The organism is Nocardia sp. NBC_00508 (genome assembly GCF_036346875.1).
In the GTDB taxonomy this organism is placed as follows: Bacteria; Actinomycetota; Actinomycetes; order Mycobacteriales; family Mycobacteriaceae; genus Nocardia.
In genome coordinates, this window is sequence record NZ_CP107852.1 from 4,106,821 (window position 1) to 4,126,761 (window position 19,941).

At 67.1% G+C, this 19,941-nt stretch carries 21 protein-coding genes; 12 read left to right on the plus strand and 9 right to left on the minus strand.

Features of this window, described 5'->3' with window-relative positions:
* Positions 1-24 precede the first annotated feature (24 nt).
* From zapE to OHA40_RS18255, 6 genes are all read left to right on the plus strand, one after another.
* Positions 25-1,047 (plus strand): cell division protein ZapE, encoded by a 1,023-nt coding sequence (gene zapE / locus OHA40_RS18230; RefSeq protein WP_330228131.1) that lies wholly within the window; start codon positions 25-27, stop codon positions 1,045-1,047.
* 149 nt (positions 1,048-1,196) lie between these two features.
* Complete coding sequence (locus OHA40_RS18235; protein ID WP_330228132.1) at positions 1,197-2,144, plus strand: DUF4129 domain-containing protein; 948 nt, start codon at positions 1,197-1,199, stop codon at positions 2,142-2,144.
* A gap of 70 nt (positions 2,145-2,214) precedes the next feature.
* A complete protein-coding gene (locus tag OHA40_RS18240; RefSeq protein WP_330228133.1) occupies positions 2,215-2,712 on the plus strand; it encodes a hypothetical protein in 498 nt (165 codons plus the stop codon).
* Positions 2,713-2,741: 29 nt separating this feature from the next.
* Positions 2,742-3,704 (plus strand): AAA family ATPase, encoded by a 963-nt coding sequence (locus OHA40_RS18245; RefSeq protein ID WP_330228134.1) that lies wholly within the window; start codon positions 2,742-2,744, stop codon positions 3,702-3,704.
* Positions 3,701-4,975 carry a DUF58 domain-containing protein gene (locus tag OHA40_RS18250; RefSeq protein ID WP_330228135.1) on the plus strand — a complete coding sequence of 425 codons (1,275 nt, stop codon included), beginning with the start codon at positions 3,701-3,703 and terminating at the stop codon, positions 4,973-4,975. The genes OHA40_RS18245 and OHA40_RS18250 overlap by 4 nt, the downstream gene beginning before the upstream one ends.
* Positions 4,972-5,433 carry a hypothetical protein gene (locus OHA40_RS18255; protein WP_330228136.1) on the plus strand — a complete coding sequence of 154 codons (462 nt, stop codon included), beginning with the start codon at positions 4,972-4,974 and terminating at the stop codon, positions 5,431-5,433. Before OHA40_RS18250 ends, OHA40_RS18255 begins: the two co-directional genes overlap by 4 nt.
* Positions 5,434-5,523: 90 nt before the next feature.
* Here OHA40_RS18255 and OHA40_RS18260 read toward each other — a convergent pair whose 3' ends face one another.
* Positions 5,524-6,390 carry a MaoC/PaaZ C-terminal domain-containing protein gene (locus OHA40_RS18260; RefSeq protein WP_330228137.1) on the minus strand — a complete coding sequence of 289 codons (867 nt, stop codon included), beginning with the start codon at positions 6,388-6,390 and terminating at the stop codon, positions 5,524-5,526.
* Positions 6,391-6,585: 195 nt separating this feature from the next.
* A complete protein-coding gene (kstD, locus tag OHA40_RS18265; protein ID WP_330228138.1) occupies positions 6,586-8,286 on the minus strand; it encodes a 3-oxosteroid 1-dehydrogenase in 1,701 nt (566 codons plus the stop codon).
* Between the two features lie 114 nt (positions 8,287-8,400).
* On the opposite strand from kstD, the gene OHA40_RS18270 reads away from it, so the two are divergent.
* Genes OHA40_RS18270 through dmpG form a run of 4 tightly spaced genes read left to right on the plus strand, consistent with a single transcriptional unit; the run spans position 8,401 to position 12,788 of the window.
* Positions 8,401-10,026: an FAD-binding protein gene (locus tag OHA40_RS18270; protein WP_330234250.1), complete on the plus strand. Its 1,626-nt coding sequence runs from the start codon at positions 8,401-8,403 to the stop codon at positions 10,024-10,026.
* A gap of 1 nt (position 10,027) precedes the next feature.
* Positions 10,028-10,813, plus strand: coding sequence for a 2-keto-4-pentenoate hydratase (locus tag OHA40_RS18275; RefSeq protein ID WP_330228139.1), 786 nt, complete (start codon positions 10,028-10,030; stop codon positions 10,811-10,813).
* Between the two features lie 10 nt (positions 10,814-10,823).
* Positions 10,824-11,738, plus strand: coding sequence for an acetaldehyde dehydrogenase (acetylating) (locus OHA40_RS18280; RefSeq protein ID WP_330228140.1), 915 nt, complete (start codon positions 10,824-10,826; stop codon positions 11,736-11,738).
* Positions 11,739-11,750: 12 nt separating this feature from the next.
* A complete protein-coding gene (gene dmpG, locus OHA40_RS18285) occupies positions 11,751-12,788 on the plus strand; it encodes a 4-hydroxy-2-oxovalerate aldolase (protein WP_330228141.1) in 1,038 nt (345 codons plus the stop codon).
* Between the two features lie 97 nt (positions 12,789-12,885).
* Here the strand turns inward: dmpG and OHA40_RS18290 are convergent, their stop codons facing one another.
* A complete protein-coding gene (locus OHA40_RS18290) occupies positions 12,886-13,779 on the minus strand; it encodes a phosphotransferase enzyme family protein (protein WP_330228142.1) in 894 nt (297 codons plus the stop codon).
* Complete coding sequence (locus OHA40_RS18295; RefSeq protein WP_330228143.1) at positions 13,776-15,014, minus strand: XRE family transcriptional regulator; 1,239 nt, start codon at positions 15,012-15,014, stop codon at positions 13,776-13,778. Before OHA40_RS18295 ends, OHA40_RS18290 begins: the two co-directional genes overlap by 4 nt.
* Positions 15,015-15,580: 566 nt before the next feature.
* Between OHA40_RS18295 and OHA40_RS18300 the strand changes: the two genes are divergently transcribed.
* The gene (locus tag OHA40_RS18300; protein ID WP_330228144.1) at positions 15,581-16,021 is read left to right on the plus strand and encodes a hypothetical protein; all 441 of its coding nucleotides are present in this window, start codon (positions 15,581-15,583) and stop codon (positions 16,019-16,021) included.
* A gap of 48 nt (positions 16,022-16,069) precedes the next feature.
* On the opposite strand, the gene OHA40_RS18305 is transcribed toward OHA40_RS18300, so the two are convergent.
* Together OHA40_RS18305 and OHA40_RS18310 are read right to left on the minus strand one after the other, a co-directional pair.
* On the minus strand, positions 16,070-17,260 hold the full coding sequence (locus OHA40_RS18305) for a lipase family protein (RefSeq protein ID WP_330228145.1): 1,191 nt from the start codon (positions 17,258-17,260) through the stop codon (positions 16,070-16,072).
* Between the two features lie 369 nt (positions 17,261-17,629).
* A complete protein-coding gene (locus OHA40_RS18310) occupies positions 17,630-18,202 on the minus strand; it encodes a YdeI/OmpD-associated family protein (protein ID WP_330228146.1) in 573 nt (190 codons plus the stop codon).
* Positions 18,203-18,420: 218 nt separating this feature from the next.
* Between OHA40_RS18310 and OHA40_RS18315 the strand changes: the two genes are divergently transcribed.
* Positions 18,421-18,636, plus strand: a complete 216-nt coding sequence (locus tag OHA40_RS18315) for a type II toxin-antitoxin system VapB family antitoxin (protein WP_330228147.1) — start codon at positions 18,421-18,423, stop codon at positions 18,634-18,636.
* A gap of 12 nt (positions 18,637-18,648) precedes the next feature.
* Here the strand turns inward: OHA40_RS18315 and OHA40_RS18320 are convergent, their stop codons facing one another.
* From OHA40_RS18320 to hsaB, 3 genes are read right to left on the minus strand one after another with little or no spacing between them, the layout of a single operon-like run.
* Complete coding sequence (locus OHA40_RS18320) at positions 18,649-19,053, minus strand: type II toxin-antitoxin system VapC family toxin (protein WP_330228148.1); 405 nt, start codon at positions 19,051-19,053, stop codon at positions 18,649-18,651.
* Entirely contained in the window at positions 19,050-19,325 is a 276-nt protein-coding gene (locus OHA40_RS18325) for a type II toxin-antitoxin system Phd/YefM family antitoxin (RefSeq protein WP_330228149.1), read from the minus strand. Before OHA40_RS18325 ends, OHA40_RS18320 begins: the two co-directional genes overlap by 4 nt.
* Before the next feature lie 43 nt (positions 19,326-19,368).
* Complete coding sequence (gene hsaB, locus OHA40_RS18330) at positions 19,369-19,941, minus strand: 3-hydroxy-9,10-secoandrosta-1,3,5(10)-triene-9,17-dione monooxygenase reductase subunit (RefSeq protein WP_330228150.1); 573 nt, start codon at positions 19,939-19,941, stop codon at positions 19,369-19,371.

The window sequence follows — 19,941 nt, forward strand, 5'->3', positions numbered from 1 at the left end:
AAATGTAGAGGACGAGGAGGTGTCATGGAACCCGAGGTGATCGAATGCGATGCCGACCAGGCGCGTACGGCGACGCGGTTGCAGGAGTTGCTCGATCGGCGCGGCAAGCCGATCCGGCGCCATCGCGGCGTTTACCTGCACGGCAGGCCGGGGCGCGGCAAGACGATGCTGATGAACCGATTCTTCGCCGAGGTGACCTCGGAACGTAAGCGGCGCTATCACTTTCACCAGTTCTTCGCCCGACTGCACGCCGCGGCACACGAATCCGGCTCGATCGATGCCGCGTTGGACGCGCTGCTCGGCGATGCCCTGCTGATCTGCTTCGACGAGTTCCACGTGCACGACGTCGGCGACGCGATGCTGATCGCGCGGCTGCTGGACACCTTGCTCGCCCGTCGCATCGTCTTGGTGGTGACCTCGAACTACCCCCCGCATCAGCTGCTGCCCAATCCGCTGTTCCACGACCGGTTCGTGCCGACGATCGAACGCATTCTGGCGCACATGGACGTGGTGTCGGTCGATGGTCCGATCGACTATCGCGCTCTGAGCTCCCGCAAGGATTCCCGAGCGGGATTCGCAGCCGGGCGATACATCCTGGACCCAGGCCGGTGCACGCCGCGCGGTGACCAGGCTGCGCTCTCCGGCGGCGCAGATAATTCTGATGCGGTGCGGAAGAACGACCATGCGGTCGAGATATTCATCGGCGCACGGAGATTACGCGCCATTGCCGCCGATGACGGCCTTGTCATCGACTTCGCCGACCTGTGCGGTGTCCCAACGTCCGCGGCCGATTATGTTGAACTTGCCCAACGTTATCGGTGCTGGGAAATCCGAGATGTGCCACTGCTGAACGAAGTTCCGCCGGATCAGGCGATGCGGTTGGTGAACGTGATCGATGTTCTCTATGACGCCGATTGTGAACTCACCGTGGTCGCGTCCGCGCCGCTGCACGAGTTGGTTCGGGACGTGCATGGATTGCCGGATATCTCACGTTTAGAGAGCCGACTTTGTGAATTGTCCCAACTTGCGCCAGCCGTGGCCGGGTAGTCGCCATTCCCGCGACGCACTGCGATGTCCCCACTGCAGGCGCGGTTTAAGAGGAGGAACTCCGAAGTATTCGATTCCATCCCGAGCGAACCGCCCGGCATGTAACTATGTGGCTGCTTTGTGCAGTACTCAGATGTGGTGGTAACGCAGTGACCCGGGCGCGAGCGCCGATATCGCGCGTGATCGTGCTGATCACGCTGCTGGCTCTTGCCGTCATTGCCCTGCACGGATACATCCCAGGAATTACCGAAGCGGAGCCGCAACGGCGTGCTCCGTCCGCGGTGTCGGTCGCGCTCATGCCGGTCTTGCTCACCGTATCGATGGTGATCCTGCTGGCGGGTGTGATCGCCAGCCAGCACCGCCTACCGCTTGCCATGCCCGAGCCGGAACGCGAGGCCGAGCGCCAGCAGTGGCGTCTCGGTCGCGTTGGCTCGGCGGTGCTGGGGGCGCTGGCGATGTTCGCCCTGCTGGTCGCCGCCGCGTCCGCGATCTACTTCATCGGCGCGGGCAGCTCGACCGCACCCGCGCCTCCGGCGGCGCCGGCCACCACCACCGGAGCCCCGCCGGAGTTCGGGACACCGGCGCCGACCGACCCCGGCCAGAGTTCGTCGGAACTGACCGGGATGGCGCTGGTGCTGACCGGCATAGCCGCGGCAGGGCTGGTGACGGTCGCCCTGACCGGTCTGGTCGTGGTAACGATGGCTGCCCGGCGCAAACCCGTGCCCGCACCGGGGTCCGGCGCCCAGGCGTCGCCCACCGTGGTGGACTCGCTGGCACGCGCGGCCGAGATGGGTCTTGCCGCGATGAACGCGCCCGGCCAGGACCCCCGCACCGCGATCATCGCCTGCTATGTCGCGATGGAGCGCGGCCTCGCCACCGACCGGTCCGCCGCTCCGCTGATCTCGGACACCCCGATGGAGGTGCTGGCCCGCGCGTTCGAACGAGGCGCGCTGCACGACGCGTCCGCGCGCGAGCTGGTCGCGCTCTTCGAGGAGGCCAGGTTCAGCCCGCACGCCATGCTCGAATGGCAGCGCATGCGGGCTCAGCAGCTGCTGCGCATCGTGCTCGCCGACCTGCAAGGGGAGGTGCCTGCGTGATCGATCGGGCCAGGAGCCGGCAGCTCGCGTCCAGACGCAGGGCACCCGGTCGTGCACGAGAGGACACCGCATGATCCGGTGGGCGGCCGTGATCACCTGCGTGTTCGCCGTCGCGGTTGTCGAGCTGGTGGCCGTGGAGCGAGCACGCGGGTTGCTGTTGATCGCCGCGGGTATCCCGATGGCGATGGCGATGGCCTGGCTGGTCTGGTCACTACTCGACCGCTTCGACGGCTGGGACGAACCCGAGATCGAGGATATGGACAACGGTCCGGCGGAAATGCTGCGGCGCTGGCACGCCAGGGCGCAGATGCTCGCCGACCGCGCGGACGGCACCCGCGCCGAGTGGGACCGCCACTTGCGTCCGTTGCTGGCCAAGGAGTTCGAGCTGTCCACCGGTCAGCGGATGGCGAAGAACCGCAGGGCGGTCGAGGCGGCGGGTATCCACCAATTCGGCCCCGAACTGTGGCGATGGGTGGATCCGGCCAATTCGGCGTTACGTGATCAGACCAGCAGGGCACCGGGACGCGCGGCGCTGGACGAGATCCTGAGCCGCCTGCAGAGAATGTGAAATGGGTTGAGGCAAGTGCGAGTACACAAATGACGATGCCGATGGATGTGACCGTCCAGCGCAGCGAGGCCGTGCTCCGGGAGCTGTCCCGGGTCGTGGTCGGCAAGCAGGACGAGATGCAGCTGATCATGATCGCGGTGCTGTCCGGCGGACATGTGCTGATCGAGGACCTGCCCGGACTCGGCAAGACGCTCATCGCGAGGTCGTTCGCATCAGCACTCGGGTTGCAGTTCACCCGCGTACAGTTCACCCCCGACCTGCTGCCCGCCGACCTGCTCGGGTCGACCATCTACGACATGTCCTCCGGCCGGTTCACCTTCCGGCGCGGGCCGGTGTTCACCAACGTGCTGCTCGCCGACGAGGTGAACCGCACGCCGCCGAAGACGCAGGCCGCACTGCTGGAGGCGATGGCGGAGGGGCAGGTCAGCATCGACGGCGAGACCTTCGTGCTGCCGCAGCCATTCGTCGTGCTGGCCACCGACAACCCGATCGAATACGAGGGCACCTACCCGCTGCCGGAGGCTCAGCTGGACCGGTTCGCCATCCAGCTGCGGCTGGGCTACCTGTCCGAAAAGGACGAGACCCGGATGATCCGGCGCAGGCTGGAGCGCGGCGCGCAGCAGCCGCAGGTCAACCAGGTCGTGGACGCGAACGGCCTGATGGAGATGCGGCAGTCGGTCGAATACGTGACAGTGCACCCCGACGTGGTCGGCTACGTCGTCGCGCTGGCCACGGCGACCAGGGGACATCCCCAGGTCGAGGTCGGCGCGAGCCCGCGCGCCGAACTCGACCTCGTGCAGATGTCCAGGGCGCGGGCGCTGCTGCTCGGCCGCGACTATGTGGTCCCCGAAGACGTGAAGGCGCTGGCCGTTCCGGCCATGGCGCACCGGATCACGCTGCGCCCGGAGATGTGGGTACGCCGGATTCGGGGCGAGGATGTGATCACCGAACTGTTGCGCCGTCTGCCGGTCCCGCGCGCCAGCGTGACATGAGACATCGCGACGCCAGCTCCGCGGTCGACGCCGAATTGCGGTGGCGGCCCGCACCGCTGGTCTTCATGCTGGCGGTGTGCGCGGCGGCGGCCCTGGTGCTCGCGGTCATCCTCGGCAGGTGGCAGCTGGTCGTGTTCGCCGCGCCGCTGCTCGGCGTGCTGGCCACCGCGCGGTGGCAGCAGTCCTCGACCAGGATTCAGATCGATGGCGGCGGCACGCTGCGCTGTTTCGAATCCGAGGAGGTGGAGCTCACCGTCGCCGCCTTCGTCGAGAAGGGGCATGCGCTGCTGCGACTGAAGCCGGAGAGCCTGCCCGGGCTCGGTCTCCGAATCGAGGAGGCCGTCGATTCCGGGGTCGCGCCCGCCGGGCTGCGCCTGGCGCTCACGGCGGATCGGTGGGGCCGCTACCCGGTCTCGGTGCGAGTGTCGGCGCTGAGCCCGGCGGGACTCGCGATCGCGACGGCAGTGTTGCCCGCAGGGCAGCTGTTCGTCTACCCGATCACCGATCCGCAGCGAATGCGCTTGCCGCGCACCGAGCTTCCCGAGCGGCTCGGCACCCACCTGACCCGCAGGCACGGCCCTGGCGTCGAGTACGCCGACATCCGCGCCTATGCGCCCGGCGACCAGTTGCGCATCGTGAACTGGCCGGTGAGTGCGCGGCGCGGTCGGCTCTACGTCACCGAGCGATTGACCAATCGTTCCGCGGATGTCGTCGTGCTGGTGGACACCTCGCAGCAGGCGCCAGGGCCGGCCACCGACTCGCTGGAGTTGTCGGTGCGCGGCGCGGCGCAGGTAGTGCAGTCGACGTTGCAGGCGGGCGACCGGACCGCGGTGGTGTGCCTGGGCCAGGCACCACGCTGGCTTCGGCCGGATATCGGACGCCGCCAGTTCTACCGCATCGTCGACACCGTGCTCGGCGTCGGCGATGAGCACATTTCGACCACCGGCACCCTGGCGCCGCACGCGGCCGTGCCGATCGGTGCGATCGTGGTGGCGTTCTCCACGCTGCTGGACACCCAGTTCGCGCTCGCGCTGATCGATCTGCGCAAGCGCGGGCACGTGGTGGTCGTGGTGGATGTCCTGCGCGGCACCCCGTTCCGCGAGGATCTCGACCCGATCCTGGCCAAGATGTGGCAGCTCGAGCGCGCCGCGATGTACCGGGACATGGGCACCGTCGGCGTCGACATCGTGGCGTGGCCGCTGGACGCCCGCCTGGACCAGATCATGCGGGTGCTCCCGGAGCACCGCAGAAGCGTGCGGGTGCGCCGATGACCAGATTTCTCGCCGTACTCGCCGGGCTGCTGCTGGTGGCGTCGGTGGCGCTGTTGGAGCCATGGGTCGGCGTTCCCGCCCTGATCCTCGTCGCGCTCGGCTGGTGGTACCGGCCGCTGGCGGTGTGCGCGGTGTTGTTGGCGCTCGGCGTGCTCGCGTTCGACGACGCGGGGATACTCGCCTCCGCCGCAACGGGATTGGTGGCCACGACCTATCTGCTCAATGCCGCGACGGTGACCGCGCCGCACGGGGTGGTGCCCACGACCATCCCATCCGTGGTCGGCGCGGTCGGCTTCGCGGTGGTGGCGGTCGGCGCCGGGCTGATTCCACTGCACCTCTCCTGGGTGCCCCTGGTGGCGCCGATCCTGATCGTGGTGCTGTTCGCCCTGGTGATCCAGGGTGCGGCAGCCCGTCGCGGACCCGGCGACCGCGACCTCCGGCCGTCCGGCGGAGCCTGACGCCCGCCGAATCTGCGCAATTCTGCCGGGTCGCGAGGCGGTCCGCGGGTAGATCGTCCGCGTGGTTGCCCCGCGTTCCGTGGGAGCCGGTCAGGCGGCCCGGAATCGCAGGGTGACGTCGCTGAGGACCGGTGCGTCGTCGCGGTCGGCGACGGTGGCCGCGATGGTCAGTGCGTCGTCCTCGCGCCAGATTCGGGTGCGGATCGTTTCGCCCGGGTAGAGCACGCCCGCGAATCGGGCGCGGAAACCGGTGACCCGGCTCGCGTCGGCGTCCAGCACGCTGTCGGTCGCGGTCTTGCAGACGATGCCGTAGGTGCACAGCCCATGCAGGATGGGCGCGGGAAAGCCGGCCGCGCGGGCGAATTCGGGATCGGAATGCAGCGGGTTGCGGTCCCCGCACATCCGGTAGAGCAGCGCCTGCTGCGGCAGCGTGGGCGTGGTGACGTCGAAATCCGGTGCGCGGTCGGGCAACTCGGACTTGCTGCTGGGTCCGCGCTCGCCGCCGAAGCCGCCCTCGCCCTTGGCGAAGATCGATGACCGCGCCGTCCACAGCGGCGCTCCGTCGGAACCGGTGACGGTGTGCTCCTGGACAACCACCGCCGCCGAGCCCTTGTCCCAGATCTCCGCGATCCGGCCGGTGCTGGTCGCTTTGCCCGCGGCCGGGATCGGACGGTGCACCTCGATCTCCTGGTGGCCGTGCACCACCTTCGCCAGATCGATATCGATGCCAGGAAAGCTCACCTTCGGCGGCTCGGTCTCGTGCAGCGTCGGTGCGACGGTCGCGAAGGTCGGCAGCACCTGCGGTTCCCGATCGTCGAGGTAGCGCAGTTCAGCAGGGTCGGTCCAGCGCGAACCCGCACCGAGGCCGAGCTGATAGAGCTGTACGTCCGACGGCGTCCAGGCGAATTCCCGGCTGGGCAGTTGCGCGCCGAGCGCGATCTTCGGGTCGATGGGCATCAGAACTCCTTGTGCATGATTGTGGACGAATCCGGGTCGCCTGTGCAGCGCGCGGAGGCACCGGATCTTCGGGTCGAGGACCTGCCGCCACCGATCAATCCTGCGAGCCATGACATCGGCTCTGCTCTGCTCGGTCCGCTCCACGGGACGATTTCGCCACGGCCAGATCTGGCTGGCCGTCGACTCGGCATCACCTCACGCCCCGGCGGTGGCCGCGGCGGGCTGTTCCTTCTTGCGCTCGGCGATGTCCAGCACCGCCAGATAGCCGAAGGCGATGGCGGGGCCGATGGTGGCGCCGGGACCTGCGTAGGTGTGGCCCATCACCGGGGCGCTGACATTGCCGGAGGCGTACAGGCCCTCGATGACGGTCTCGTCCTCCCGCAGCACCCGGCCCGCGGTATCGGTGACCAGGCCGCCCTTGGTGCCGAGATCGCCCGGCACCATGCGGGCCGCGTAGAACGGTCCCTGCACCAGCGCCGCCAAGCACGGGTTCGGCTTGACGGTGGGGTCGCCGTAGTACCTGTCATAGGCGCTGTCGCCGCGGTGGAAGTCCTCGTCCACGCCGGTGGCCGCGAAGCCGTTGAAACGTGCGACGGTCGCGGCCAGCTTCTGCTCCGGCACACCGATCCGGGTGGCCAGTGCGGCCAGCGTCGGCGCCTGCACGATGAGGTCGTTTTCCATCCAGCGGGACGGAAACCGCTGGCCGGGCTGCAGCCCCGCGAAGATGTACCGGTCGCGGTAGCGCTGGTCGAACACCAGCCAGGCGGGCACGTTCTCGCCGGGACCATCACCTTGGCCGTATTCGCCGCCGTACATGGTGTGCACGGCCTCGACGTAAGGAGCGGACTCATTTCCGAAACGCTCGCCGTCGGCATTCACGATGACGCAGCCGGGCAGATTGCGCTCCGCCAGGCAGAACCAGGGCCTGCCGCCCTTGAAGATGGTCGGCCCCCACCAGGCGTCGGCCATGATGTCGACGGCCGCGCCGAGTTCGAGACCGGCATTGATGCCGTCGCCGGTGTTGGCGGGCGCGCCGGTGGTCCACTCGGTGGTGATGGGCTCGCGCTGGTAGGCGTGCCGCATCTCCGCGTTGTGCTCGAAGCCGCCGCTGGCCAGCACCACGCCGTAGCGGGCGGTGAAGCGGACGGTCTCGCCCTCGTGTTCGGCCTCGACGCCGGTGACTCGATCGGCCTCGACGATCAGCCGGGTCAGCGGGGTGTTCAGCAGCAGCGGCACGTCCGCGTCCAGCAGACCCTTTCGCAGCGCGGCGGCCAGCGCCTGTCCCATGCCGAGCAGATGCTTGCCGGTGAGCCGAGCCCAGGTGGTGCGCGCGCCGACCCGCATGGCGCGCAGCATGCCACGCGGATGCCGCCGGATGAGGTTGAGTTGCTTGAAATCGGCCTGGGTGACCACGACGTTCAGCGGCGTCTTGCTGTAGGGCGGCTCCAGATTGAAGCGCTCCGCGCCGAGCACTTTGGCGTTGAACGGCTTCGGTTCGCACGAGCGTCCCGCAGCACGGCCGCCGGGTGCCTCGGGGTAGTAGTCGGAGTAGTCCGGCACCCAGCGCATCTTCAGCGGCGTGTGGTCGAGCACGAAGTCGAAGGCTTCGGCGCCGCGGTCGATGTAGGTGTCGATCCGCTCCTTGGGTACGACGTCACCGATGATGCTGTGCAGGTAGGTCCGTGCGTCCTCGCGGTCGTCGGGCCGACCGGACGCGCGCAGCGCCTTGTTGCCCGGGATCCACACGCCGCCGCCGGAGCGGGCGGTCGACCCGCCGTAGTGCGCGGCCTTTTCGATGACCACCACGCTCAGCCCGTGCTGGGCGGCGGTGAGGGCGGCGGTCATGCCGGCGGCGCCGCTGCCGACCACCACCACGTCGTATTCCCGATCATTCATGTAGAACACGTTATAGAATAGACGCGCCATTGGTCTATGTTGTGTGGCAGAAGTCTTGCTCGACGTGCTATTTGTCGAGGAAACTTGTTTCAGTTTCAGACCGGAGATAAGGACATGGGCCTCGAATGGGACCTGGCCACCGACGTTGTCGTGGTCGGATACGGCGCCGCGGGTGCGGCTGCCGCGCTGGAGGCGACCGCGGCGGGCGCGCAGGTGCTCGTGCTGGAGCGGTTCGCGGGAGGCGGTGCGTCGGCGCTGTCCGGCGGCATCATCTACGCGGGCGGCGGCACGTCGGTGCAGCGGGAGGCGGGAGTCGAGGACACTCCGGAGGCGATGTACGCGTATCTGGAGCGCGAGGTCGGCGCCGCGGTGACGCCCGAGACGCTGCGCCGGTTCGTCGATGAAAGCCCGGCACTGATCGAGTGGCTGAAGGGACACGGCGTTCCGTTCGAAGCCTCGCTGTGCCCGTACAAGACCTCCTATCCGAACGATCGCTACTACCTGTACTACTCCGGCAGCGAGATCTCCGGCGCGTTCCGGGATATCCCGGCCGCTCAGCGCGGACATCGGGTGAAGGGCAGGGGCACCTCGGGCAAGAAGCTCACCGGGCCGCTCGCCGCCGCAGCGTCGCGGCTCGGCGTGCGCGTCGAAACACTCACGCGGGTAACCCGGTTGATCACCGACGGCACCGGTGCGGTGATCGGCGTGGAATGCCGGACGTTGCGTGACGCCCCCGGCCGCGTGCGCGACCGCTACACCCGCATGGCGAATATCGCGGCCAAGCCGGGCATCTACTACCCGCCGCTGCGGCGGGCGATGGAACAGCGGTTGGCTCGGCTGGAACGCCGGTACGGCAGCACGATTCGTGTCATGGCCAGGCGCGGGGTGGTGGTCAGCGCCGGAGGGTTCATCGCCAATCGGGACATGGTGCGGCAATACGCGCCCGCCTACCGCGGCGGTCTCGCGCTCGGCACCACCGGTGACGACGGCAGCGGCATCCTGATGGCACAGCAGGCGGGCGCGGCTGTCGACCGCATGGACAATGTCTCCGCATGGCGGTTCCTCCTGCCACCGAGCTCTTTCACCGGTGCGCTGTTGGTGGACGCCTCCGGTCGCCGGGTCATCGACGAGACACGCTACGGCGCCGCGGTCGGCCACGCGCTGATCACCGAACACGGCGGCAAGGGTTGGCTGCTGGCCGACAACGCGTTGATGCGCTCCGCGATCGGGCAGATCGGCAAGCAGGGCGCTTGGTTCCAGCGCGGGCAGTTCGAGACCATGCGGCGCACCGCGATTCGCGGCGCCACGTTGGAGCAAGCCGCGACCAGGGCGGGCATCGATCCCGCCGGGCTGCGCGCGACGGTCGAGGCGCACAACACCGCGATCGAGACCGGCGCGCCCGATCCGGTGGGCAAGCCCGCCGAGTTCACCGAACCGGTCCGCACCGGCCCGTTCTGGCTGTTGGATGTGGGCATCAAACCGAGCCTGACCAATCCGTGCCCCATGCTCACCCTCGGCGGCGTCGTCGTGGACGAGCGCACCGGCGCGGTCGAATCGACCGAGGGTGAGGACATTCCGGGCCTTTTCGCGGCAGGGCGCACCGCGATCGGCATCTGCTCCGAGTCCTACGTCAGCGGTCTGTCGCTGGCCGACTGCGTCTTCTCCGGCCGCAGGGCCGGCCGGTCCGCGGCTGGCGAGCAGGTCTCGGCGCTCGATCAAGCAACTGTGGAAGGAAACTAGCGTGCTGTCCGACGCGGTACGAACCGAACTGGCCGACGAACTCGAGCGCGCCGAGCGCGAACGGGTGCCGATCGATCCGCTGATCGCCAGATATCCCGATATCGACGTGGTGGACGCCTACGAGATCCAGCTGATCAACATCCGGCGCAGGCTCGACAGCGGAGCCCGCGTGGTCGGGCACAAGGTGGGTCTGTCCTCGAAGGCCATGCAGCGGATGATGGGCGTCGACGAGCCCGACTACGGGCATCTGCTCGCGGAAATGGAAGTCTACGAGGACGTTCCGGTCGAAGCGGGCCGCTATCTGTTCCCCCGGGTCGAGGTGGAGGTCGGCTTCGTGCTCGGCGCCGACCTGCCCGGCGCGAAGTGCACCGAAGAGGACGTGCTCGCCGCCACGGTCGCCTTCGCACCCGCGATCGAGCTGATCGACTCGCGGATCAAGGACTGGAACATCGGCCTGGCCGACACCATCTCCGACAACGCGTCTTCCGCCGGTTTCGTGCTCGGCGCCCAGCGCGTCGCGCCTGCGGACGTCGACGTCAAGGCGATCGACGCGGTGCTCACCCGCAACGGCGAGGTGGTCGCCGAGGGCCGCAGCGACGCCGTGCTCGGCGATCCCGTGATAGCGGTCGCCTGGCTGGCGCGCAAGGTCGCGAGCTTCGGTGTCCGGCTGAAAGCCGGTGACATCGTGTTGCCCGGCTCGTGCACCCGCGCTATCGACGCCCGTCCGGGCGACGCATTCAACGCCGAGTTCGCCGGACTCGGTTCTGTCCGTCTGCAATTCACCTAGGGAGGCTGTCGTGTCCGCCAACGGGACCGTCACCGCCGCGATCGTCGGGTCCGGCAATATCAGTACCGATCTGCTCTACAAACTGCTGCGCTCGGCGAAGATCCAGCCACGCTGGATGATCGGGATCGACCCGGACAGCGAAGGTCTGAAGCGGGCCCGCGGGCTGGGGCTGGAGACCTCGCACGAGGGCGTCGACTGGCTGCTCGGACAGTCCGAACTGCCGGACCTGATCTTCGAGGCCACCTCGGCGTACGTGCACCGCGCCGCCGCACCGCGCTATGCCGAAGCGGGCATCCGCGCCGTCGATCTCACACCCGCCGCCGTCGGGCCCGCCGTCGTGCCGCCGGTGAACCTCGTCGGCGCCAACCTCGAGGCGCCGAACGTCAACATGATCACCTGCGGCGGACAGGCGACCATCCCCATCGTCGCCGCGGTGTCGCGGGTCGTCCCGGTGCCGTATGCGGAGATCGTCGCGTCGGTGTCATCGGTCTCCGCGGGACCGGGCACCCGCGCGAATATCGATGAGTTCACCAAGACCACCAGCCGCGGCGTGGAAACCATCGGCGGGGCGCAGCGCGGCAAGGCGATCATCATCCTGAACCCGGCCGAGCCGCCGATGATCATGCGCGACACCATCTTCTGCGCCATCCCCGAGGACGCCGACACCGACGCGATCGCCGACTCCATCCACCGGATGGTCGCCGACATCCAGCAGTACGTGCCCGGCTACCGGCTGCTCAACGAGCCGCAGTTCGACAAGCCGTCGGTGGTGTCCAGTGGCATGGCCAAGGTCTCGGTGTTCGTCGAAGTGGAGGGCGCTGGCGACTTCCTGCCGCCGTACGCGGGCAACCTCGACATCATGACCGCCGCCGCGACGCAGGTGGGCGAGGTCATCGCCGAACAAATCGTCTCGGCCCGGGTGTAAGGAGCTTTCGACATGGCCTATTCAGCAGAACTCGACATCCGCGTCACCGATACCTCGCTGCGCGACGGATCGCATCACAAGCGCCACCAGTTCACCGCCACCGAGGTCCGCGACATCGTGGCCGCGCTGGACGGCGCGGGCGTGCCGGTGATCGAGGTGACCCACGGCGACGGACTCGGGGGCTCCTCGTTCAACTACGGCTTCTCCAAGACGCCGGAACAGGAACTGGTCACCATCGCCGCCGAGACGGCCAAGCGGGCGAAGATCGCCGTGCTGATGCTGCCGGGCGTCGGCGTGAAGGAAGACATCAAGATCTCCCAGGACAACGGCGCGTCCATCTGCCGCATCGCTACCCACTGCACCGAAGCCGACGTGTCGATCCAGCACTTCGGCCTCGCACGCGAACTCGGGCTGGAGACGGTCGGCTTCCTGATGATGTCGCATACCCAGCCGCCGGAGGTGCTGGCCGAGCAGGCGCGCATCATGGCCGACGCGGGTTGCCAGTGTGTCTATATCGTCGACTCCGCCGGAGCATTGGTCCTGGAGCAGGTTTCCGACCGGGTCGCCGCGCTGGTCGCCGAACTCGGCGGGGACGCTCGAGTCGGTTTCCACGGTCATGAGAACCTCGATCTGGCCGTCGCCAACTCGGTCTACGCCATCCGCGCCGGCGCCACCCAGATCGACGGCAGCGCACGTCGTTTCGGTGCGGGCGCGGGCAATACGCCGGTCGAAGCGCTGGTCGGCGTGTGCGACAAGCTGGGCATCACGACCGGCATCGACTTCTTCGCCATCGCCGACGCCGCCGAAGACGTGGTCCGGCCCGCGATGCCCCAGGAATGCCTGCTGGACCGCCAAGCCCTGATGATGGGCTACGCGGGCGTCTACTCCAGCTTCCTCAAGCACGCCGAACGCCAAGCCGAGCGCTACGGCGTCTCGGCCGCCGAAATGCTCGTCCGCGCGGGCAAGCGCAAACTCGTCGGCGGCCAGGAAGACCAGCTCATCGACATCGCCCTGGAACTGCAGCGGGAGAAGGCGACAGTCTCCGCCTGACCGGCGAACCGCATGGCCGCGAACGGAAGCCACCGTTCGCGGCCGGTTTACGTCTGACCTCGGGCTGCCCGCGTCACGAGATCAGCACCACAGCGGCTCACAGCGCAGTCCACGTCCAGGGACGAGGCACTTGCCCTCGCAGGCATTCGATCCTGTGCTTCGCATGCTGAGCGGCAGCGCGGGAGTCCTCTGCTCGGGCCACGGCAAACCCCAGCCAGCGCAACTCCTGGATGTCGGCCAGCAGCCGGAAGTGGGGCCAGGAGGTGACGTCGTATCCGCCGTAAGCGGAGACGAAGGAACGGTAATCGTCCTCGAAGATGCGATTGAAGTCTGTGTAGTCGACTGCGAGTTGGATGAGATCCCATTCGCGTAGGCCGAGCGAGACCTTGTCGAGGTCCAGCACTCTTGGGACGCCGGAGGAGGGCACTACCAGGTTGCCTTGCCAGGCGTCGCCGTGGATCACAGTGAGTGGATCGGGCTTCGGCAGTGTGTCGTATCGCGTGCGCAATTCATTGTGATGGTGGAGTAGCCATTCCCTGTCGTCCTCGTCGAGTGTGCTCGACAGTGCAAGTCGGTTGCAGAGACCGGTGAACGGATCGTATGTGGGAAGTTCGAGTTCAGGCGGTGGTGACAAGGCGTGCAGGTTGCGCAGCATCGAGCCGAGTTCCTCTGGCGTTGCAGGCCTGTGGTCTGGGATGCGGTGCCACCAGGTGACGGGGCGGTCATGAACCACTACCGTTTGTGGCAGGAAAGCCATCGGTTCGACTGCCGGTATTCCAGAGTCATTGAGCCACTGAGCGATACGTACCTCACGTATCGCCGCTTCGAGGCTGCTCGGTGCGCCGATTCTGGCGACGATCCCTCCGGCCAAACGGTAGATCGCATGTGAGCCGTCGCGGATCAGTTCTGCGCCAGCAAGTTCGAGTCCGCTTGCTGTCGCTGCCCCCGCCAAGATCTCGTCCGTGGAGATGGTTGCGCGTGTCGAATTCATGGTGACTCCATCGCAGACGAATTGGCGATGGCATCGTGCAGCACGGCTACGGCGCTGATACGCCGACGTGGCGCGGTTGCGGCGGCCAGTGCGCGGAGTTCGTTCCTGATGCGGGATGAGCTGAAGGTCGAGGCATGTTCGACCGCTTGGAGCCCTATCGCCGATGCCTCTCTGGGGTCGTCGAGTTCCATGGTGAGCGTCGCCAACCGGGTGAGAGAGAAAGTGCGCGAACGAGGGTAGTCCGGTCCCTGAAGCGCCACAGCTTCTCGAATGCGTTGTGCGGCTGGTTCTATGCGCCTCCGAGCCCTCGCGACAGAAATCAAAGCTTTGCCGGTACTGCCGAGGTGTTCGGCTCGGTCGTAGTAGCAGAGCCACGGCGCGTCGGTCTCTGGCCTGCGCTCCGCGAGATGCTCATCGGACCGTTGGACTTCGCTGAGGGCTTCGTCGATGCGACCTATCGCGCCGAGGAACTGGGCGCGGAGCGCGCTGAGCATCGCTCGAGCGGTCGCGGAGAGGCGATCGGAACGGACCCGCGCGAGTTCTATAAGCGACAGAGCGCCGTCGGCATTGCCGACGTAAGCAGTCTTCCGTGCGAGGTCTGCTAACACGCTGGCACGCAATTCCCATGATCCGGCGGCGTCGGCGCACCACAGCGCGAGTCGGAAGCGCCGCTCGGCCAGTTGGATGTCGCCGCCGTCAAAAGCCGCGTACCCCGCGACACTGCTCAGGTTGCCGATGGCTTCTAGCAGAGCGCGGCGGGTAACAGGCTCCGCTCGTCCATCCAGCAGCCGGAGAACCTGCCCGAGCTGTTTACCCGCGGCGACACTGACTGAGCCGCCACCACGCAGATTCTCTGCCGATGCGACTGCTCTGGTGGTGTCCTCGATCGCCTTGACTTCGCTCCAACCGACCCGCTCAACGGGTTTGCCGTCCGAGGGCCTGCGGTCGATACAGAGGAAAGGGTTGGCGTTGGGATCGAACGGGCTGAACAGATCTACGGCCAGAGTGCTGTCGGGCTGCCTTGTGGACGCGCGTCGGCGCCGCGACGGTACAAAGCCGAGTTCGGCGTCCGTGGACTGCAGTACCGCGCGAAAGGCCTCGCGATAGTTCGCATTCGGCCATCGGACGATGCCTCGTTCGTATCGTGCGATGGTGTGCGAATCGAGCTCTCGCCGTTGACCATGCATTCGCCACAGGTATTTGTTGACCGCCTCGGCGAACTCGGCACGGCTCATCGGTCGACCGGGATCAATTTGTGACGGCATCGCCTCACGTCGCCGCTGGAACTGCACGTTCGGTGGCATGCGGCCCCCTCATCAGCGTTTATCGACTCAGTCTAGCCAGTGGCGTCGGCTATCGACCGGATCTCGGTGTGTCTGCCCCGTAACTTGCCCTCCTTTCGCCCTGCGCAGTGCCCGAATCTGAGAGCGCCGTTTCGTACCAGGCCGACGGCGAGCTCGGACGTCGGCGAATACACAACGTCTTGATCAGGGGGTTGAGCCCATGCTCCACCGAACGCGCCTGACTGTGCAGGCGATCAACGAACGACTCATGCGTGAGCGACAGTTCGCGAAGGAGAATGGTTGCCCCACAACTGAACTAGCGCAGATTGGATACTGGGGCGCGGGACCTTGGAGTTGTTGTGCGGACCCCGGCGCGATGACTGTCGAGCAGGCCCATCGCGCCATGCAGGTGCACCTGGAATGCCTGGTAGAAGTCTGCCGGGTGCGGCGGAGGGCACGGCGGACGTTGGTGGCGGCTGGCCGCATGGTTCTCGATGAGCGTGCCGTCTGGTTTCCTGATGACTACGAGTGAGGGTGACTCTCCCGGCAGGTGGGCCGCGCGGTACCAGTCGTATGGATTGCACGGCGCGCACGCCACCGCACCGGGATTCGTCGTGTTACCGCTGGTCGGGGCGCTGTCGGTGGTCAATACGCCGGGTGAGTTCGGCGTGCGGGTGCTGGCGGAACTCGAAGGGCGGGGCCGACCCGGCCCAGTGTTGGCGCGGCGTCGGCCCGCTCGCTGCGCGTTCCTGGTGATCTACGACGGCGCGTTGGAAACGGTCGTGTCGTCGTGCCTGGAGCGCCGTGGTGTCTGCGTCGGGCCGCACCGCAGCAATGTCATCCTGCCAACTGGATTCGGTCCGGTGACGAAGGAGAACCGTTACTGGTTGCGTCCGCCTAATGGCGAGCCGCTCCCGCCGCTATCGGCGATTGTCGAGGCGGTGGTCGACTGCCTTTGACGAAGGACAGCGCCCACCTACGCGGCTGACTGGGCAGCTCCTCGCCGGTCACGCGGGTGCGAGAACACGGGTGACGAAGGACAGAACATCCGGCCAGGCGGCCTCGACGATCCCGCCGTGATCGGCGTCGTAGGTGCGGAACTCGTATTGCGTTCCAGCGTCCTTGAATTGGGCGAGCAGCACATGCGTGATCGGGATGGGAACGTCCCGGTCGGCGGATCCGTGTGCGATGAACAGCGGCTGGCGGTATCCGGAGGTCGGCACCTGCATGTATCGGGTGATGGCGTCAGCCAAGGGGCTGCCCGCTACCGGCCGGTTGAGCATCGAACCGACCGTGATACCGGCGACCGCTGCCTTCCATTCGGGTTCGCACCGGCGGTCGATGCGAGCGAGCGCGTCCGCCCCGGTGGGTGTCAGTACGGCCGCCACGGCCTCGGGCGCACCGAGCCGCACCCCGTCCAGCACGGCGGCGAACGTCGCGGTGAGGCCGTCGAAGCCGGATACCGTGGGCACATAAGGCCCGGCCAGCGTGAATATCTTCTCGATGTTGGATGGGGGCGCGAATGCCGCGGTGCCGCGGAAGTCGAGTTCGGGAGCGTAGCGGTCGGCGATATTGCCCGTGTTGAGCGCGGCGTGGCCGCCCTGCGAGACTCCGGCCACCGCCCATCTCTGCGCGAGCGCGGGTTCGGCGCGGCGGGCGGCGCGCACCAGGTCGACGGTCGCCGTGGCTTCGGTGCGCGACTGCAGATACGGATGGACGGTGGCCGCGCCCGGACCAAGGCCGACATAGTCCGGCGCGACGACCGCGTAGCCCCGATCGAGCAGCCGTCGTACGTGCGGTGCGTCGGCCTTCGCGTTCGTGCTGATCCCGCAGGTAGGTCCGAGGCCAGTGGTTCCGTGCGTCCATGCGACAACTGGCCACCCGTCCGCCGGCGGGGTTCCGTCCGGCGTGGCGAGAATGCCGGTTGCCCTCGTCGGCGCGCCGGTCGGCCCCTCGGTGACGTACTCGATGAAGCGGGCCGATTCGATACCGCCCCACCCGGCGGCGAATCCGTGTGAACTGACCACCGAACCCAGTTCCATTGTCGCGGCGGCGGTCTGGTCGATCTCGTCGGCATGTGCGGTCGAGACCGCCGCTGTCGCGGATAGCACGGCGAGCGAGCAGAGCGTGGCGGCCATCGAGCGTATGCGACGTACCTTCGGGATCATGGGCGCACGGACGATCCACTTGGCGAACATTGGCGTTCCTTCGCTGACCCGACCCTAGTTTCTGTAGCCAAGCTATGTACTGGGTGTGCGATACACAACCCGGTCGAATTGGGGGCGCGCAACTCGGTCGCGCTAGGTTGCATGCCCGACCAGCGTAGCGAATCCCATTCATCTGCAAGAAGATTCAGCCAATTGCCGTGGCAGTCACGATCTCCATATGCGCTACGTAGGCGTGGACTGCGATCATGGTTCCTCGCTTCCGGCCGGTCGGCGCCACTGGTCAGGAACGCGTCCGACGCTACGGCGTCACCGGCGCCGACGAGCTCGGATGTCTCGCTCGCCCTGATTGTTCTCGTCAGCGCGTGCTCGTACGCGATCCCCAACCGATTTCCGGATGATCTAGGCTCCCTGTTCGCTCAATTCCGCGAGGATCCGGCGTAGCTGAGTTGTGCGCTCGACAGGCGCCCGCGACTTCATAAGCCGCAGGTAGAACGCGTATTGTCCGGTGCGGTCGAGTTGGTCGAAGCTGCTTCGGGCGCGGGGGTTCTCGGTCAAAGCGGAGGTCAGATCGGCGGGGCAGGTGGCCGTGCGCTGGGGCTCGTAGGCGGCAGACCAGCGGCCGTCGGATTGTGCCGCGGCGATGGCGGCGAAACCGGAGGAGCGCATGCGCCCCGAGGCGATGAGGGCTTGAGCTTTGGCGACGTTCACCTGCGACCACGGGCTCTTCGGGCGGCGGGGGGAGTAGCGCTGGAGGTAGTGATCGGCGTCGAGGCTGCGACGGTGACTGTCGATCCAACCGAAGCACAGTGCGCCGTCGAGAGCCTCGGTGATGGTGATCGTCGTACCCGCCGCACTCTTCTTGGCGATCTTCAGCCAGACGCCGGTCCTGCGGTCGTGGTTGGCGTCGAGCCATCCCTCCCACTGGGTGTGGTCGGCGCAGGCGAGGATTTCGGTGCCATCGAACTGGTCCATGGTGGTCTCCCGGGGTCGCGGTGCTGGTGCTAAAGCCCATCCTCGACCTTGAAGTGCTCATCAATTGAGCACTTTGTCCTGAAAGGCCTCGGAGTTGCCCCCGCGGCACCGGGCAACTCTCATATCCAGACTCACCTGCCGCGTACTGCACCTCGCTGAGCTCTCAACGAAAGTACAGTTGTCAGTACAGTGACCCTGCTCAGCTCCCTAGGGATGGTATGGCGTGGACCGCGATCGACTTGGATGACGAACTCGTCTTCGAGGTGGCCAAGGTGCTGGGCACTGGTACTACCACGGATACGGTCAACACAGCACTTCGTGAAGTTCTCGGCACGCATCGCCGCGCGCTCGCACTGACCCGTCTACAGGACGCGGTCATCGAGGGCGCATTCAGCCTGGAGATCTTGGAAGACAAGCGGAATCGCCGACGATAACCGGATTCCGGCTCACAGCACGACGATGTCGAGCATGCTTTCGAGGCCGCGGAAGTCCTCACCGTTGCGGGTAAACAGCGGTAGCCCGCGGGCGGAAGCTATTGCCGCGATGAGGAGGTCCATCCGGCGGGGGCGTGGGTCGCGCTTGGCGGCTATCGTCAGCGCCACCAGCGAGCCATACCTTGTCGCGGCATCCCCATCGAACGGTAGCGGATCGAACTCAACTATGGCGGCGCCCAGTTGTTCGGTCCGCGACGCTCGGATGGCGGCGCTCTTGGCCATGGCTACGCCCTGATTCAGCTCGGCCAGTGTGATAGCGGTGATCTCCGGTGCCGCAGGTAGCGACTCCGGGGGCAGCAGAGGAAGGTCGATGTAGGTGCACGTGTCGAGCACGCCGGACGGATGACGCTTCGTCATCGGCGTGACGCCCAGGCGTCATCGTCACCGACGCGATCCTCGGTACCGAAGAATTCATCGGCCTCCTGACGCATCAGCGCGTAGTCGACCCGAGGTAGCTTGCGATGCCGCTCTACGAGTTCTTCAGCGGTCAGCCGCCGCCGTCGCGACACCGGTCGCAATTCGGCGACCTCGACGCCGTTCCGCGTCACCCGAAACGTCTCGCCGGATTCCACCTCGTCCATGACGGCGGCAGAGTTGTTCCGGAACTCTCGCTGTGTGATCACCTTCATCAGGTGATTGTAGCCCCATGTAGCCCCAGTGGCTACGAGGGTCTCACAGCCAGGTGTCGAGGGTGGTTGTGGTGAGGAAGTGTTCCAGGTCGGCGCGCCAAGGGGCCGGGGTGGTCTTCTCGGGTTCGATGGCGGTGTATTGGCCGCGGTAGAACAGCAAGGGGCGGCCCGTCGTGGTCGATTCGGAGAGGGTTTGGACTCGGCCGATCACGATGTAGTGGTCGCCGCCGTCGATGACGCTGTCGACTTTGCACTGGATGGTGGCCAGGGCGTCGTCCAGGACGGGAAGCTCCAGGTCGGAGGTGTGCCAGTCGGTGCCCGCGAACTTGTCGGGTTCGCGGGAGCCGAAGCGGGCGCACAGTTCGCGCTGCTGTTCGGCGAGGACGTTCACGCAGAAGCGTCCGGTTTTCTCGATCGCCGCCCAGGACCGGGAAGCCTTGGTGGGGCAGAACAGCACCAGCGGCGGTTCGAGGGAGAGGGCGGCGAACGACTGGCAGGCGAAGCCGATCGGGGCCTGGTCGCCGTCGAAGGTGGTGATCACGGTGATGCCGGTGCAGAACTGCCCGAGCACGTTCCGGAACTGCCGTGGGTCGATCTCGGGTCCGTCCGAGGTCAT

Coding starts and splice junctions, on each gene's coding strand:
- zapE (WP_330228131.1), top strand. CDS start 25: ATGGAACCCGAGGTGATCGAATGCGATGCCGACCAGGCGCGTACGGCG.
- OHA40_RS18240 (WP_330228133.1), top strand. CDS start 2,215: ATGATCCGGTGGGCGGCCGTGATCACCTGCGTGTTCGCCGTCGCGGTT.
- OHA40_RS18245 (WP_330228134.1), top strand. CDS start 2,742: ATGACGATGCCGATGGATGTGACCGTCCAGCGCAGCGAGGCCGTGCTC.
- OHA40_RS18250 (WP_330228135.1), top strand. CDS start 3,701: ATGAGACATCGCGACGCCAGCTCCGCGGTCGACGCCGAATTGCGGTGG.
- OHA40_RS18255 (WP_330228136.1), top strand. CDS start 4,972: ATGACCAGATTTCTCGCCGTACTCGCCGGGCTGCTGCTGGTGGCGTCG.
- OHA40_RS18260 (WP_330228137.1), bottom strand. CDS start 6,390: ATGCCCATCGACCCGAAGATCGCGCTCGGCGCGCAACTGCCCAGCCGG.
- kstD (WP_330228138.1), bottom strand. CDS start 8,286: ATGAATGATCGGGAATACGACGTGGTGGTGGTCGGCAGCGGCGCCGCC.
- OHA40_RS18270 (WP_330234250.1), top strand. CDS start 8,401: ATGGGCCTCGAATGGGACCTGGCCACCGACGTTGTCGTGGTCGGATAC.
- dmpG (WP_330228141.1), top strand. CDS start 11,751: ATGGCCTATTCAGCAGAACTCGACATCCGCGTCACCGATACCTCGCTG.
- OHA40_RS18290 (WP_330228142.1), bottom strand. CDS start 13,779: ATGAATTCGACACGCGCAACCATCTCCACGGACGAGATCTTGGCGGGG.
- OHA40_RS18295 (WP_330228143.1), bottom strand. CDS start 15,014: ATGAGCCGTGCCGAGTTCGCCGAGGCGGTCAACAAATACCTGTGGCGA.
- OHA40_RS18300 (WP_330228144.1), top strand. CDS start 15,581: ATGACTACGAGTGAGGGTGACTCTCCCGGCAGGTGGGCCGCGCGGTAC.
- OHA40_RS18305 (WP_330228145.1), bottom strand. CDS start 17,260: ATGTTCGCCAAGTGGATCGTCCGTGCGCCCATGATCCCGAAGGTACGT.
- OHA40_RS18310 (WP_330228146.1), bottom strand. CDS start 18,202: ATGGACCAGTTCGATGGCACCGAAATCCTCGCCTGCGCCGACCACACC.
- OHA40_RS18315 (WP_330228147.1), top strand. CDS start 18,421: ATGGCGTGGACCGCGATCGACTTGGATGACGAACTCGTCTTCGAGGTG.
- OHA40_RS18320 (WP_330228148.1), bottom strand. CDS start 19,053: ATGACGAAGCGTCATCCGTCCGGCGTGCTCGACACGTGCACCTACATC.
- OHA40_RS18325 (WP_330228149.1), bottom strand. CDS start 19,325: ATGAAGGTGATCACACAGCGAGAGTTCCGGAACAACTCTGCCGCCGTC.
- hsaB (WP_330228150.1), bottom strand. CDS start 19,941: ATGACCTCGGACGGACCCGAGATCGACCCACGGCAGTTCCGGAACGTG.